This window comes from Persicobacter sp. CCB-QB2 (genome assembly GCF_001274635.1).
GTDB lineage: Bacteria > Bacteroidota > Bacteroidia > Cytophagales > Cyclobacteriaceae > Persicobacter > Persicobacter diffluens.
In genome coordinates this window covers 2041441-2056558 of the sequence record NZ_LBGV01000001.1, presented here as the reverse complement: position 1 = coordinate 2056558, position 15118 = coordinate 2041441, and the positions used below count along the sequence as shown (strand labels likewise).

Genomic DNA, 15118 nt, shown 5'->3' with positions numbered 1-15118 from the left:
CGAAAATGAATATCAGATATAAATTCATCGCAGTGCTTTTGGCTGTAGTATCCTTAAGTTCCTGTAGCAACTGGTTGGATATCAATCCGGAAGGGGTGGTGCCTTCAGATGATATCGATTTCACTGATCCTAGTCAAATGTATGGTCCGGTTTCCGGTGTATATGCCGAAGCGCGTACCAGAATGACGCAGTGGGAAATTTGGCCTATTTTGAATGTCCGCGGGGATGAAGTAACCAAGGGGGGAGGCTCTGCCGCAGAGCAGATGGATTACAGCAATATTGAAAACTTCAATTATGCGGCGGCTAAAAATTTCTGGGCGATGAACGCTGCCTGGGAAGCCTTTTTCAAAGTGGTGAACACGACTTATTTCAACGAAGAGCTGTTGGACCGCTTTTTGGAAAATTTAACGGACGAGGCGGATGTGGCACGTGCAGCATCTTATCGTGGGGAGATCGTGTTTCACCGTGCATTGGCGTATTTCTACCTTCATCAGTTATGGGGAGAAATTCCATTGGTGGATCCGGAAAATGTAACCAACGCCTATTTGTATAAATCCAGGGTTGAAAATGTGCGCGTACACCTTCATGAGTTGCTTGACTATGCTATTGATGTTCTGCCGGAACAAAATGAACTACAGGGTGCGGTAAATAAATATACGGCCATGACACTGAAAGCAAAACTGGCACTGAATGAGGGAGATTTCGAGTTGGTAAAAAGCCTGACGGATGAAATCATCAATAGTGGCACTTATGCTTTAGTGGCTCAGGAAGATTATTACGACTTATTTAAAATTCACGGTAAGCTTTCTTCAGAATCCATCTATGAGTTCCAATTCTCGGATTTGGACGCCGGAGATGGTCCGCAGATTTATGCTGGTGCATGGTTTCAGCATCAGGGACCTAGAAATAACCCGGTGCCTATTACCGGTTGGGGATTCATGCTTTTACAACCTGAATACCTTGATTTCCTGAACCAGCACAATAATGGAGAAAGAGATGAGGAACGTTGGAATCTGGCAGTCTTGGAATCCGGAACAACCACTCCTTCCGGGGATGAGATAGCGGAATTTGATCCGGATTATATGGAAGGCAAAGCCCACTATAATGGCAAAGCTTATACGCCGAAAGATCAGATGACCGAGGGACGTCCGGATTATGGTACGAATAACAATGTGCGCGTTTTACGCTATGTGGATGTGTTGTTAATGAACGCAGAGGTGAAAGCCCGACTGGGAGGAGATGCGGCCACGCCATTGAATTTAGTGCGGGAGCGTGTTGGTTTGGCGCCTATTGCCAGCCCTACAGTGGATCAAATTTTGGAAGAGCGCCGTGCTGAGCTGTCAGTAGAATGGGGAGATCGTTTTAATGATTTGGTGCGCACCGGACAGGCAGCTAGCGTCTTGCCGGGTTATGTAGCAGGAGAGTCCGAGTATCTGCCTGTGCCTTTGCGCCAGGAGGACTTGAACCCTAATTTATTACAACCTGCGATTTAATCGTTTTTTGGGGGCAGGTCCCCCAAAATATTATTTGAAAAAAATAGGAACGAAAAGATGAGTCTAATGAAATTTATAAATTGGAAAAAATCAGCTATCCTAATCGGTGCAGTGGTGAGCGCCTCTTTTGTTCAGGCTGCTGATACGGATAAAATTCCCGGTTGGAAAAGCTATAGTGGGGATGAGCAGGTAGAGTTCAAAGTGGATTCCCTTTTGTCCATGATGACCCTGGATGAAAAGATTGGGCAGATGAATCAGTATTCTGCCAACTTTGCTCCTACCGGAGAAGTAGCGGATAATCAGTCCGGGCTTTACCTGAAAAAAGGGATGATCGGTAGTACTTTTAATGCTTTTGGAGCAGAGAACGTACGCATGTTGCAAGAGCAAAATATGAAGTATTCCCGATTGAAGATTCCAATGCTTTTCGCTGCGGATGTTATTCATGGGTTGGAAACCACATTTCCTATTCCATTGGCGGAAGCTTGTTCCTGGAACCTGGACCTTATGGAGCGCACAGCACGTGCTGCTGCCGAGGAGGCGACAGCTTCCGGTGTAGCCTGGAACTTCGCCCCGATGATTGATATGTCTTTTGACCCTCGTTGGGGACGGGTAATGGAAGGTGCCGGAGAGGATGTTTTCCTGGGCACAGAAGTTGCGCGCGCCAGAGTAAAAGGTTTTCAGGGGATTGAAAATCCGAGTGACCTGAGCCAGAATAATACCCTGATTGCCACGGCGAAACACTTTGTCGGATACGGAGCTGCTCAGGCCGGTCGCGATTATAACTCGACCGATATCTCAGAACAGCAATTGCACGAAACATATTTCCCTCCATTCCAGGCTGCTATTGAGGAAGGCGTAGGTTCTTTCATGACTTCCTTCAATGATCTGAACGGTGTTCCGGCCACGGCCAATAAGTATTTATACAAAGACATCTTGCGTGATTCCTGGAATTTCAATGGCTTGGTGGTAACGGATTATACGGCCATTTTGGAGTTGATTGCGCACGGCTATGCTCAGGACCTGAAGCATGGTGCACAGTTGGCTTTGGAAGCAGGTATTGATATGGATATGATCAGTGAGGCTTTTGTGGCGCACTTAAAAGCTTTGGTGGAAGAAGGTAAAATTTCTGAAGGCCAAATTGATGTAGCCGTAGCGCGTATTTTGGAGATGAAATTTTTGCTAGGCTTGTTCGACGATCCTTACCGTTATTGTGATGCCATGCGCGAGCAAGAGGTGTTGATGAATGATAAATTCGTGGATTTGGCATTGGAGGCAGCGCAAGAGTCCATGGTGTTGTTGAAAAATGACAACAATGTTTTGCCTTTGAAAAAAGAGGAGGCGAAAAAAGTAGCTTTGATCGGTCCTTTTATCAATGAGCGTGAAAGCTTAAACGGCGAGTGGGCCATCAAGGGTGATCGTAGTAAATCCGTTACGGTAAAAGAAGGCCTGGATGCGAAATACAAGAAATCTAAGGTGAAATTCACCTATGCCAAAGGAACAGATCTTCCGTTAATTGATCCGGTGACACAAAAAGTAGCGGTAGCCGAGCCAAGTGAAGAAGGTTTTGCAGCTGCTGTGGAAGCAGCAGAGAAAAGTGATGTGGTATTGGTAGCCATGGGGGAAAACTACCACTGGTCAGGAGAGGCGGCAAGTCGCTCAGATATCACTTTGCCAGGTAACCAGCGTGCCTTATTGAAAGCGTTGAAGAAAACCGGAAAGCCGATTGTTTTGGTGTTATTCAATGGTCGTCCATTGGATTTATCCTGGGAAGCCGAAAATGTTGATGCGATTGTGGAAGCCTGGTATCCTGGTCTGATGGCTGGAAACGCTGTGGCGGATATTATCTCCGGAGATTATAATCCTTCCGCAAAATTGGTAATGACTTTCCCTCGCAATGTAGGACAGGTGCCAATTTTCTATAATCAAAAGAATACCGGTCGTCCTTTCAATGATCAGGCTCCGGCGGATTATCGTTCCAATTATATTGATGTAGCCAATACGCCATTATATGCCTTTGGCCATGGATTGTCTTATACCAATTTTGAGTATAGCAATTTGCAATTGAGTGAGTCTACTTTTTCCAAAGGTGGAAGCATAGAAGCCAGCATTGATATTACCAACACCGGTGATATGGATGGAGAGGAAATTGTCCAGCTTTACATTCATGATAAGGTGGCTTCCGTTACCCGTCCGGTAAAAGAATTGAAAGCTTTTGAAAAAATTGCCCTGAAAAAAGGGGAGCGTCGTCAGGTGAAATTCACCATTGATGAGGAAATGATCGCTTTCATTGGATTAGATAAAGAGAAAATAGTGGAGGCAGGAGAATTTGAACTTTGGATTTCCAAAAGTTCTGATGACCAAAGTCAATATGCTACTTTCAGCTTTCAATAAATAATCGTTGCCTGAGGCCTAAGGCTTCAGGCAACCTTTTTTCTACAAGTTTCTACAAGAAAAAGAATCCTTTTGTCTGCTGCCTAAGCCGAATTATTCACCGCCATATTTAATAACTAATCACAAGTAACTTAATTTCAGTCCATTACAATTTATTTACTTTGATTTATTTATTAGCCCAAAATTGGGCAGGCTTGCTTTCTCTTTATTCTTCAGGGTTTTGTCGGGAGGGCAAAAAAATGCGAAAAAGGCAAGCTCCCCTGGATTTGGCCCATTATTTAACCGAAAAATAGCTGTAATGCATTAGTAAAGAGCCCTTTTGCGAGTTGGTTAATCGTGAAGATGTATAATTCGGGCTAACTGTAGAGCCGGAAAAGTTGTTTTGCATCTTGAGGATTTTGGGGAAATGATTGCCTTGGGATCTATCGGAATATTCAGTCAAAAATTTATCCTATCGAAAAATGAGTTTACGACCTTTTCTCCTTAGCACACTACTGATCCTGGCCCAGATGGCTTGCCAGTCGCCGACTTCCCGGCCCTCCCAAAAGTCCCAACGCCCCAATATTCTGTTCATCATGTCTGATGATCACGCCGTTCAGGCCATCAGTGCCTACCAACATCCCATCGGGAAATTAGCCCCCACCCCAAATATTGACCGCCTGGCGGAAGAAGGTACCCTTTTCGAACAAAATTATTGCGCTAACTCGCTGTGTGGCCCTAGTCGCGCCAATATCCTCACGGGTAAGCATTCCCACATCAATGGTCTGATGAAAAACGATGGCACTAAATTCAATGGCCATCAGCAAACGATCCCCAATTTGCTACAGCAGCAGGGGTACCAAACCGCCGTTATCGGGAAATGGCATTTAGTCTCTGATCCGGTGGGTTTTGACTATTATAAGATATTAAATGATCAGGGGGAATATTTCAACCCTGACTTCATTACCAAAGACACTATTCAGCAGGAGAAAGGGTATGTCACGAATTTAATCACCCGCTTTACTAAGGAGTGGTTGCAGGAGCGTGATCCTCAAAAACCCTTTTTTCTGATGATGCACCACAAAGCCCCACATCGTAATTGGGTGCCGGAACCTCAGTATTATAAGCTTTTTGAGAATACGAAATTCCCGGTGCCGGATAATTTCTTTGATGATTATCAGGGACGAAAAGCCGCAGCCACGCAGGAAATGAATATCTATCGGGACGCCTATGAAGGGCATGATCTGAAAATGGTGACGGGCGTAAATTCCGATTCTCTCCTTTATGACCGCTGGCCTCAGGTATTCTTTGGCCGCATGACTCCTAAGGAAAGAATGGAATTCCTCGAGGCTTACCGCGATAGAAATAACGATTATTACACCACAGCTCGCACAGAGAAAGAAAAAGCGGAGTGGAAGCTACAGCGCTATCTGCAAGATTACCTCGCCACCGTGAAATCGGTGGACAACAGCGTGGGGGAAATCTATGACTACCTTCAGGAACATGACCTGTTGGACAATACCATTATCGTCTACACTTCAGATCAGGGCTTTTTCCTCGGAGAACATGGCTGGTTTGATAAACGGTGGATGTATGAGGAATCTTTCCGGATGCCATTGCTGATCCGCGACCCTTTTCTTGATCAACCCAAAGCTAAAGTAAGCAAGCTGACGCAGAATATTGATTTTGCGCCTACCTTCCTGGAGATGCTCGATATGGAAATTCCAGCCGATATGCAGGGAGAATCCTTTCTGCCTTTGATGAAAGGAGAGGAAATTCCATGGCGAAATGCCCTGTATTATCACTTTTATGAATTTCCCGGTTTCCACAGTGTACGCGCTCATGATGGCGTGAAAACCGATCGCTATAAGCTCATTGACTTTTATAGAGATGGTAATTTTGAATTATTTGATTTGCAGGAGGACCCTTCGGAAATGAAAAATGTCTACGGAGCGTCAGGATATCAGGAGATTCAGAAACAACTCCATCTGCAGTTGGATTCATTAAGAAAGCAATATCAAGTTCCCCCAAAATATTTGAAATAGTTAGGATGGATTTATTGAAACAATCAGGATTGATCTGCATCTGTGCCTTTTTTTTGGCACTGAATGCTATCGCCAAAGACAAAATTAACCTTCAGGTACAGGGTTATGACAGCCATGTGGACCTCCGATGGGACCAATCAGAGGCAGAGGTAAATTACCAAATATATGCGCGACCCAAAGGATCCGAATCCTTCGACTTGCGTGCCACCACTTCGGAGGCGCGCTATCTGGATTTCGTCACAGACCTGGGGCGAAACTTAAGCCTGGAATACAAAGTAGTGCCCCTCAAAAAAGGGAAACCCCAGCAAGCCTCTGCGATCGTCGAAGCGCAGATTAAAGATTTTTCCGATGAGGAGCTCATGGACATGGTACAGCGCTATACCTTCGACTATTTCTGGGACTTTGCCGCCCCGAATTCTGGGCTGGCGCTGGAACGCTCCCATGACCCCAAAGCAGCAATTACCCTTGGTGGCGGTGGTTTTGGTTTGATGGCGGTGATCGTTGGGGCAGAAAGAGGTTGGATAAGCCGGGAGCAGGCGGTAGATCGCTTTTTGAAAGCTACCCAATTTTTATCGGAGATCGAGCGTTTTCATGGCATGTGGTCCCATTGGTATTATGATAGTGGAGAACTGAAAGCTTTTTCCGAGTATGACAATGGTGGGGATATAGTAGAATCCGCCTTTATGGCGCAGGCGCTATTAACCGCTCGTAGCTATTTCGGTGGTGCTACTCCTAAAGAGGAAGCTTTGCGAGCACGCATCACCGACCTTTGGGAAGGGATGGAATGGGATTTTTATACCAATGGCACCAATGGGTTGATCTGGCATTGGTCCAAAGAGCATGAGTTTAAAATGAACCATAAAATTAAAGGTTATAATGAGTGCCTGATTACCTATATTTTAGCAGAAAGTTCTCCTACGCATTCCATTGCCCCGGAAGCCTATTGGGAAGGCTGGGGAGCATGGGATAATCCGGAATTCGGGACTTATAAAAATTATTATGGCATGACCCTGCCGCTGGGAAATACCATTCAGATGGGCGGGCCGTTATTCTTTGCGCATTATTCTTACCTTGGACTGGATCCTCGTGGACTGGCGGATCGTTTTGCGAATTATTGGGAGCAAAATCGTCGCCATACCCTGATCAACCGGGCCTACTGTCTTGACAACCCTTATGGCTGGGAAGGCTACGGGGAAAAATTATGGGGACTAACGGCCTCAGACCTTGTTCCTGCCGGCTATGGAGCTTCCGCACCGGGCTTCCAGTTTGATAAAGGCACTATTGCCCCAACGGCGGCCATATCGTCCATGCCATACACGCCGGAAGAGTCCATGGAGGTTTTGAAATATCTGTATCGCGAGGAAGGAAAAGATGCTTTCGGAATTTATGGTTTCTATGATGCAGTGAATCCTACCTATAAAAAGCGGGAAGAGGATTGGGTAAGAAAAAATTATATTGCCATTGACCAGGGACCACAGGTGGTCATGATTGAAAACCACCGTAGCGGTTTATTATGGAAGCACTTTATGCAAAATGAGGATATTCTAAAGGGCTTAAACAAGCTAGGTTTTACCCGATTTGGACAGCCGATTGAGGTGAAATAAATTGATCAGACGAATGATTAGTTGTAAATTTTCAGGGGTATAGCTTTGCTGTAAGGAAGCAATCCGTTTTCCATCGGTTGCCTCCTTCTCTTGTTTTTTAACCGGAATTAGGCATGCTTCATTTCTTATTTTACTGAAAGGCGAAAAAATGAAAGCGTTTTCGAATTTGAGTTTTTGCCTAAGAAGTAGCCGAATGAGTAGAATACAAGTTCCTCCAATTTTGGACTATTAAACAATTCGCAATGCCACCTAAAACTTATTGTTGTCGAGCCTATTAATGCGGCGCACTGCCTCTGGAGGTAAAGACAGCCTGCCTTTTTACTCACCCAAACGGTAACACTATGAAATCAATTTTACCTTTTTATTTCGTGTTTTCATTATGCTATTGGCTCACCATTGGAAAGCCCCATCCGGTAAAGGCGCAAATTATTCAGCCTTCAACCGACTATAAAAGTTATCCTGCTGTGGTGACCAAACCGCTGGATCATTATCAGCGAAAAGTATTTGTTCAGGGAAAAGATAGCCTGCAATACCGCATCTTGTTTCCTGATAATTTTAATCCTCAGAAATCCTATCCTCTGGTATTGATGATTCATGGAATGGGGGAGCGTGGAAATAATAATGCCAGCCAACTCAACAATGGTGGTGCATTTTTTCTTGATTCCGCTTTCCGGAAAGCGCATCCTGCCATAGTGGTATTTCCACAGTGTCCCCTGGGCACGCGTTGGGACTCCAAGATGATGCCCGGAACAGCAGAAGAACAATATGGCCATGCCAAAACGCGGTGGTACTGGCAATATCAAAAAGCCGCCAACAAAGACTTACAATTGCTGATGGATTTTGTGGCCGATTTCACCAAAAGAAGCGGCTATATAGCTCAAAGTCGTTGCTATGTGGGGGGTATATCTATGGGAGCGATGACAGCCTTTGAGCTGGCCTATCGAATGCCGGACACTTTTGCAGCAGGTTATTTTATGTCCGGTGGAGGTAATCCGGTGGATATCGCTGAAAAGCTTCCTCATATGGCCTTTAGATTGATGCATGGAGATGCGGACAATGTGGTGGACTACAGTTACTCATTAAGAATGTATGAGGCGCTAAAGGCTGCCGGAATAAGTGTGAAATTGGATACCTATCCGGGGCTTGGACATGGCCCCTGGAATGATACCATGTTTCAGGAGCCCGGGCTTATGGACTGGTTATTTAAATATAAAAAATAGTTTATATCATATACAATTGCATAGATTTTGAAAAATTGGTTAAAAAGAATGAGCCTCTCGGTCTCTGTACTGCTAGGCATGAGCAGTCTCACGGAGGTACAAGCTCAGGATCAAACGTATTGTAATCCCCTGAATGTGGATTACACCTATATGATTTACAATTCCGTTCGCGACATCTCTTACCGTTCCGGGGCAGATCCTGCGGCGGTAGAATTCCGCGGAGAATACTATTTGTTCGTTACCCGATCTATGGGCTACTGGCATTCCAAGGATTTGGTAAGTTGGGACTTCATTAAGCCTGAGAACTGGTATTTTCAGGGCTCAAATGCGCCCACGGCCTTCAATTATAAAGATTCCTTATTGTATGTGACCGGTAACCCTTCCGGAAACATGGTTTTACTATCCACTGATGACCCAAAAAAAGGAAAGTGGGATGCCGGTGTTACCATCCTGAATAACCTGCAGGATCCGGAATTTTTCATTGACGATGATGAATCCGCTTATATCTATTGGGGTTCTTCCAATATTTACCCCATTCGTGCGCGCGAATTAGATAAGCAAAAGCGCTTTGTGCCTGGAGAAGAAATCCATGAGTTGTATAATCTCGATGAGGAAAACCATGGTTGGGAACGCTTCGGGGAGAATAATTTCCACCCGACCCTGAAAGAAGGCTATATTGAAGGCCCGGCCATGACCAAGCACAACGGTAAATACTACCTGCAATATGCTGCTCCGGGAACGCAATTTAACGTTTATGCGGATGGTTATTATATGGCAGACAGTCCGCTTGGCCCTTGGGAATACGCTCCGAATAACCCGATGTGTATGAAGCCTGGAGGCTTTATTAATGGTTCTGGGCATGGTACCACCATGAAGGACAAACATGATCAATATTGGCATTTTGCTTCTATGGCTTTAGCTTCTAATTCCCACTGGGAACGCCGCCTGTGCATGTTCCCTACCTATTTCGATCAGGACGGGCTCATGTATTCCAATACGGAGTATGGTGATTATCCACGCTATGGGGCGGATCACCCCAAGGCAGGGGAATTTAGCGGCTGGATGTTGCTGTCCTATAATAAGCCTGCCAAAGTAGCCTCTTCTTTGATTGAGATCAATAAATCCACCGCAACTGATGGTGACTATATCATTGATACTTTACAAACTCGCCAGGAAAATGGAGCATTGTATGTTTCAACGCTGACGGATGAGAACTCTAAATCATATTGGGTAGCGGAAGCGAATGATGCGGCGCAATATGTGGAGCTTGACCTTGAGCAGGCCGGGGATATTTATGCCCTACAAATTAATTTCCATGATCATGAGTCCATGCTTTTTGGTAGACCGGAAAATATGCATCACCGTTACACCGTGGAGACTTCATTGGATGGTAAGGAATGGAAAACCATTGTAGATAAATCTAATAATTGGAAAGATGTGCCCAATGAATATGTGCAACTGAAATCCCCTGTTAAGGCACGCTATGTAAGGTATAACAATATTGCGGTGCCTACACCAAATTTCGCGATGTCCGAATTTCGGGTATTTGGAAAAGGTAGCGGAAAATTACCGGCTAAGGTACGTAATTTCCAATTGGACAGAAGCAAAGACCCAAGAGAGGTAGAGATGAGTTGGGATGCCGTTAAAGGAGCGCAAGGCTATAACATTCGCTGGGGTATTGCACCGGATAAGCTATACCAATCCTGGATGGTTTATAATGAAAACTCCCTTAAGATTCCATCTTTGGATAATGGAACCGATTATTATTTCTCTATTGAATCTTTTAATGAGAATGGTATTTCTGAAAAAACGAAGCCCGTTTTGGTGAAATAATAAATGATCCGCTTTAGCGCGTGTTTTGAACACGCGCTTTTTCGTTTTTTCCGAATGATGCAGCGCCAACTTTAGCTCGATTTATTCACTGCTGAATTTATGGGATCGGCCCAATCTGCTTTTAAACAAGCGCATACTTTTAATTACCGCTATTTTTCTGTGCTTGTTAGTCGCCCAAATTGGGGCAGGCTTGCTTTCTCCTTATTCCTCTGCTTTCTTAGAAAAAATTCGGAATAAGGAACTATTCCTTCATTTTCCCGCCTTGCTGCTTTCCGAGGATTTACGGATGCAGCATTCGGCTTATTGGTTGCAGTTTAGCCCATCCGCTTTTAAATCGGATGGGTTTTCTTTTGTGAGTGTGTATAAAAGCCAAAATGTGTAAGCCGAATTATGCGCCCTTGGATTGTTGAGGTCATCATCAATCGCACATTATTTATAGCGCCCACTTTTTTATGATTCTTAATAACTTCAGCATGGGTAAGCTTACTTGCTCTTCCTTCCTCTGCTTTAACCCGAATTATTCACCGCTAAATTAATCAACTAAGCATAAATGACTTTATTTCAGTTTATTATAATATGTTTTCTTTTATTTATAATAGCCCAAATTTGGGCAAGCTTGCTTTCTCCTCATTCATCTGTTTCGTTGGAAAAAACTCGAAATAGGAAACTATTCCTTCATTTTTTCCGCCTTACAGCTAAACGAGGATTTAAGCATGAATATTTCGGGTTAATGGAGAAAACTCGAAATGGTGGAATAGTCCTTCATTTTTCCTGTCTTAAGTGATCTGAGGATTTTAGCCCGGATAGTTCGATTCAAGGAGGGATAATTCAGCTGAAAACTAAAAAAATGATAGATAATAGTGTGATTTTACTTTACTATTGATAAAAATAATCTCAATAATTAAAAAGAGAATAGGTCTGGGCAAATTTGGCTTTACGGTAGCATTCAATGGGCGATATCGTAAAAACCTTAAATTGCGCAGTAAAAATTAATCCATTTTTTCAAAAATTTTAATCCCTGCTATTTTATTAAAATTGAAATAAATTGGAGCGATCCATTTATCCATTGAATTAAAGCCACAAATTGATTATTTTTCGAAATAACGTTGGCCAAACCGTCAACAAATGGGAGCCGGTCCGCGCACTGTTATCTACCATTAAAAAACCTTTAGCTGACTGCTCCTTTCACCACAACCCATGATATCATGAGTAGAACGATCATCGTTTCCAACAGATTACCCATTAAAGTATTAAGAGATGAGGCCAATGAGCTGCAATTTGCCACCAGTGAGGGGGGATTAGCTACTGGTCTCGGATCTGTTTATAAACAAGGCGATAATTTATGGATAGGCTGGCCGGGCTTAGCGGTGGATAATCAGGAGGAAAAAGAAATAGTTTGTGATAAATTGAAATCCGGCAATATGTTACCTGTTTTCCTGACCGAGGAAGAGGTGCATGAGTTTTACGAGGGTTTTAGTAATGAGACTCTTTGGCCGATTTTTCACTATTTTTCTTCCTATGCTAATTTTGATGAGGATCATTGGAAGGCTTATCAGCGCGTTAATCAGAAGTTTTGTGATATTATATTAAGTGTAGCGAAACCCGATGACACCATCTGGGTACATGATTATCAGCTGTTATTGGTGCCGCAGATGATCCGCGAACAACTTTCGGAAATCAGCATTGGCTTCTTTCAGCATATTCCTTTTCCTTCTTTCGAAACATTCCGGGCTATTCCATGGCGCAGAGAATTATTGATGGGCCTTTTAGGGGCTGACCTGGTAGGTTTTCATACTTATGACGATATGCGTCACTTCTTAAGCTCTGTATCTCGTCTGGCCGGGATGAAAGTGAATCAGGCACAGGTGGTGATGGGCAACCGCACCGTGACCGTGGACGCCTTCCCGATGGGGATAGACTTCGATAAATATGAAGGCATGGCGAGTCATCCGGACACCTTAAGCAAGGAAGTGGAATTTCGGACCAGTATTGGCAAAACGAAGATGATCATCTCCATCGACCGACTGGATTATTCGAAGGGAATTCCGAACAGGCTGAAAGCTTTTGAACAATTTTTTGAGCTGTATCCCCAATATATCGGCGAGGTTTCCTTGTTTATGATTGTGGTGCCTTCAAGAGATACCGTGCCCCGTTATAAAGAGTTAAAAGAGGAGATTGACCTGGCAGTAGGGAGGATTAATGCAAAGATTGGTACGGTGAACTGGAAGCCGATTCATTATTTTTACAGATCCTTTAATATCCACGATTTGTCTGCTTTTTACCGGATGGCAGATGTGGCCTTGGTTACGCCTATGCGGGACGGAATGAATTTGGTCGCCAAGGAATATGTGGCTTCTAAATTGGATAATAAAGGGGTGCTCATCCTTTCGGAAATGGCAGGTGCCTCCAAAGAGCTGTCGGATTCCATCCTTATCAATCCAAATGATATCCACAGCCTGGCTGATGCGATCTTTGAAGCTTTGGAAATGGAAGTGGAGGAGCAGAAGATTCACATGGCCGTGATGAAACAAACCATCAAGCGATATAATATTCACCATTGGGTAAGCCTGTTTTTGGAGCAACTGGAAGCGATAAAATCCGAACAGAAAGCTTCCGGCGCCAGGCATTTGGTGGCCAATCTGCAGGGCGAATTGGTGGCTCAATACCAGTCCTCTGAGAAGCCATTGTTGTTTTTGGATTACGATGGGACGCTTTCAGGTTTTCATCACGATCCGCAAAAGGCGAACCCTGACGAGCATTTATTGAATTTACTTTCTCATTTGGGAACCTCCAAAGGGCATGTGGTCATCATTAGTGGACGTGATCGCGAGACCCTGAATAAATGGTTGGGGCATCTGCCGGTGGATTTAATTGCCGAACATGGTGTTTGGTACCGTTATCAGGGACAAGAATGGAAAATGCCAAGTGCCCTGAGTGGCGCCTGGAAAGAGCAGGTAGGCCTGGTGATGGATACTTTTGTGAACAGAACGCCGGGTTCCTTCGTGGAGGAGAAAGATTATTCGCTGGCATGGCACTACCGCAAGGCCGAGCAGGGTTTTGGCGAGTTGAGAGCGCGAGAATTGGTGAATCACTTACGTTATATCACCCACGGAATGAGTCTTCAGGTCTTGGAAGGAGATATGGTGATTGAAGTGAAGTCAAATGAGGTGAACAAAGGAAAAGCGGCTCGCCGCTTCATTCGCAAGTTTGAGCATGATTTCCTGATGGCCATTGGTGATGACTGGACCGATGAGGATACTTTTGAGGCGGTAGGAGATCAGGGGGAAACCATTAAAGTGGGACGTGCGGCCACTGAGGCGAGTTATTTTGTGGAAAATTATCAGGAAGTGAGAAAGCTGCTGGACAAGTTTGTATTAAGCAGTATTCCTGCCGAATAAAAATTTTGTTTAATTATATAAAATTTGAAAGCCCTGAGAGGGGCTTTTTTTTGGTTCGTGACCGAAGCCTAATTATTGGCTGCCAGATTTATCGGATCGGTTTAAGTGATTTATTTGAAGTTTAATAAGGGTAAATGTGCTGATTTATTAATACCTCAAATTTGGGCCAACATGCTTTCTCCTTATTCTTTTGCTTGGTTGGAAAAAACGCAAAATAGGAAACAATTCCTTCCTATTTCCTGCCTTATGGCTAAAGGAGGATTTCAGCAGGAATAATCCGGGCTAAGCCCGATATTTTTTTGGCTTTTGGGAAAATCCCTTATTTTTCGAAAAATTTGACTATGAAGGAAATTGCAGCAAAAAGGAGATCGGAAAATATCTCTGAATATATCCTGTTTCTGTATCAAATGGAGGACCTGGTGCGGGCTTTTAATTTTGATATGGAGCAGATGGAGGAATATGTGGTGAAACATTTTCCGGTAGAGGAGGAAGAAAAGGAGGCGCAGCGAAAATGGTTTTCAGCTTTGATCCGGCAGATGAAAGCTGAAGGCGTGGAGCAGTCCGGGCATTTGGCTTCTACTCAGGCGGAAGTGGATAAAGTATTTGATTTACATATGAAGCTTTTAGTGGAGGATGCAGAGTATCAAAAGCTTTTCAATGCCGTAAGGCCTTCCATTCAGTTTTATCTGCAGAAGTCCGAAGGTAAAGTATCGAATCCCATGCAGGTTTGCATCAATGGTTTGTATGGCTATTTACTTTGCAAGATGACGGGGAAGCCGGTATCGGAGGAGGATAAAAAACATGTGGAAGCCTTTGGCGACTTGCTGGCTTATCTTTCTTATAATTTCAAGGCCCTGGCTTTGTAGGCAGGCTAAAGACAAAAAAATAAGGATGAGTTACTCATCCTTATTTTTTTTGAGGGTCATTTTAATATTCTCTTTGGTGACCTTTCCCACCCAAAGGTGCTCCTTGGCATCAAACATAACAGGCTTGTTGCCGCAGTTATTGCTACAGCTCATTTTGATGCACTGATAGTCCTTAAAGGCATTGTGCTTTTTGGCCCATTTGAGCAACCCCTTATTTTTCTTTTTGCAGTTTTTACCCATGCAAAAAAACAGGGTCTTTGGGGAAGCCTTCAGTGGGATCATAGCATTT

Annotated in this window: 9 protein-coding genes; 8 read left to right on the top strand and 1 reads right to left on the bottom strand. The window is 44.0% G+C overall.

The window, feature by feature from the left end; genetic code table 11:
• Positions 1-5 precede the first annotated feature (5 nt).
• From NG22_RS09090 to NG22_RS09050, 8 genes are all read left to right on the top strand, one after another.
• A complete protein-coding gene (locus tag NG22_RS09090) occupies positions 6-1493 on the top strand; it encodes a RagB/SusD family nutrient uptake outer membrane protein (RefSeq protein ID WP_053405461.1) in 1488 nt (495 codons plus the stop codon).
• Positions 1494-1559: 66 nt separating this feature from the next.
• Positions 1560-3884, top strand: a complete 2325-nt coding sequence (gene bglX, locus NG22_RS09085) for a beta-glucosidase BglX (RefSeq protein WP_053405460.1) — start codon at positions 1560-1562, stop codon at positions 3882-3884.
• A gap of 461 nt (positions 3885-4345) precedes the next feature.
• Positions 4346-5908 carry a sulfatase gene (locus NG22_RS09080; RefSeq protein WP_053405459.1) on the top strand — a complete coding sequence of 521 codons (1563 nt, stop codon included), beginning with the start codon at positions 4346-4348 and terminating at the stop codon, positions 5906-5908.
• Between the two features lie 5 nt (positions 5909-5913).
• Positions 5914-7512 (top strand): glucoamylase family protein, encoded by a 1599-nt coding sequence (locus NG22_RS09075; protein WP_082305037.1) that lies wholly within the window; start codon positions 5914-5916, stop codon positions 7510-7512.
• 341 nt (positions 7513-7853) lie between these two features.
• Entirely contained in the window at positions 7854-8732 is an 879-nt protein-coding gene (locus tag NG22_RS09070) for a prolyl oligopeptidase family serine peptidase (RefSeq protein ID WP_053405458.1), read from the top strand.
• A gap of 48 nt (positions 8733-8780) precedes the next feature.
• Positions 8781-10565: a family 43 glycosylhydrolase gene (locus tag NG22_RS09065; protein WP_053405457.1), complete on the top strand. Its 1785-nt coding sequence runs from the start codon at positions 8781-8783 to the stop codon at positions 10563-10565.
• 1205 nt (positions 10566-11770) lie between these two features.
• Entirely contained in the window at positions 11771-13963 is a 2193-nt protein-coding gene (locus tag NG22_RS09055; RefSeq protein WP_053405455.1) for a bifunctional alpha,alpha-trehalose-phosphate synthase (UDP-forming)/trehalose-phosphatase, read from the top strand.
• 341 nt (positions 13964-14304) lie between these two features.
• Positions 14305-14829, top strand: coding sequence for a DUF4924 family protein (locus NG22_RS09050; protein ID WP_072159239.1), 525 nt, complete (start codon positions 14305-14307; stop codon positions 14827-14829).
• 30 nt (positions 14830-14859) lie between these two features.
• Here the strand turns inward: NG22_RS09050 and NG22_RS09045 are convergent, their stop codons facing one another.
• Positions 14860-15111 (bottom strand): hypothetical protein, encoded by a 252-nt coding sequence (locus NG22_RS09045; protein WP_157600964.1) that lies wholly within the window; start codon positions 15109-15111, stop codon positions 14860-14862.
• Positions 15112-15118 lie beyond the last annotated feature (7 nt).

Excerpts from the sequence above, each read along its gene's own strand:
- NG22_RS09090 (WP_053405461.1), top strand. The coding sequence starts at position 6 with ATGAATATCAGATATAAATTCATCGCAGTGCTTTTGGCTGTAGTATCC.
- bglX (WP_053405460.1), top strand. The coding sequence starts at position 1,560 with ATGAAATTTATAAATTGGAAAAAATCAGCTATCCTAATCGGTGCAGTG.
- NG22_RS09080 (WP_053405459.1), top strand. The coding sequence starts at position 4,346 with ATGAGTTTACGACCTTTTCTCCTTAGCACACTACTGATCCTGGCCCAG.
- NG22_RS09075 (WP_082305037.1), top strand. The coding sequence starts at position 5,914 with ATGGATTTATTGAAACAATCAGGATTGATCTGCATCTGTGCCTTTTTT.
- NG22_RS09070 (WP_053405458.1), top strand. The coding sequence starts at position 7,854 with ATGAAATCAATTTTACCTTTTTATTTCGTGTTTTCATTATGCTATTGG.
- NG22_RS09065 (WP_053405457.1), top strand. The coding sequence starts at position 8,781 with ATGAGCCTCTCGGTCTCTGTACTGCTAGGCATGAGCAGTCTCACGGAG.
- NG22_RS09055 (WP_053405455.1), top strand. The coding sequence starts at position 11,771 with ATGAGTAGAACGATCATCGTTTCCAACAGATTACCCATTAAAGTATTA.
- NG22_RS09050 (WP_072159239.1), top strand. The coding sequence starts at position 14,305 with ATGAAGGAAATTGCAGCAAAAAGGAGATCGGAAAATATCTCTGAATAT.
- NG22_RS09045 (WP_157600964.1), bottom strand. The coding sequence starts at position 15,111 with ATGATCCCACTGAAGGCTTCCCCAAAGACCCTGTTTTTTTGCATGGGT.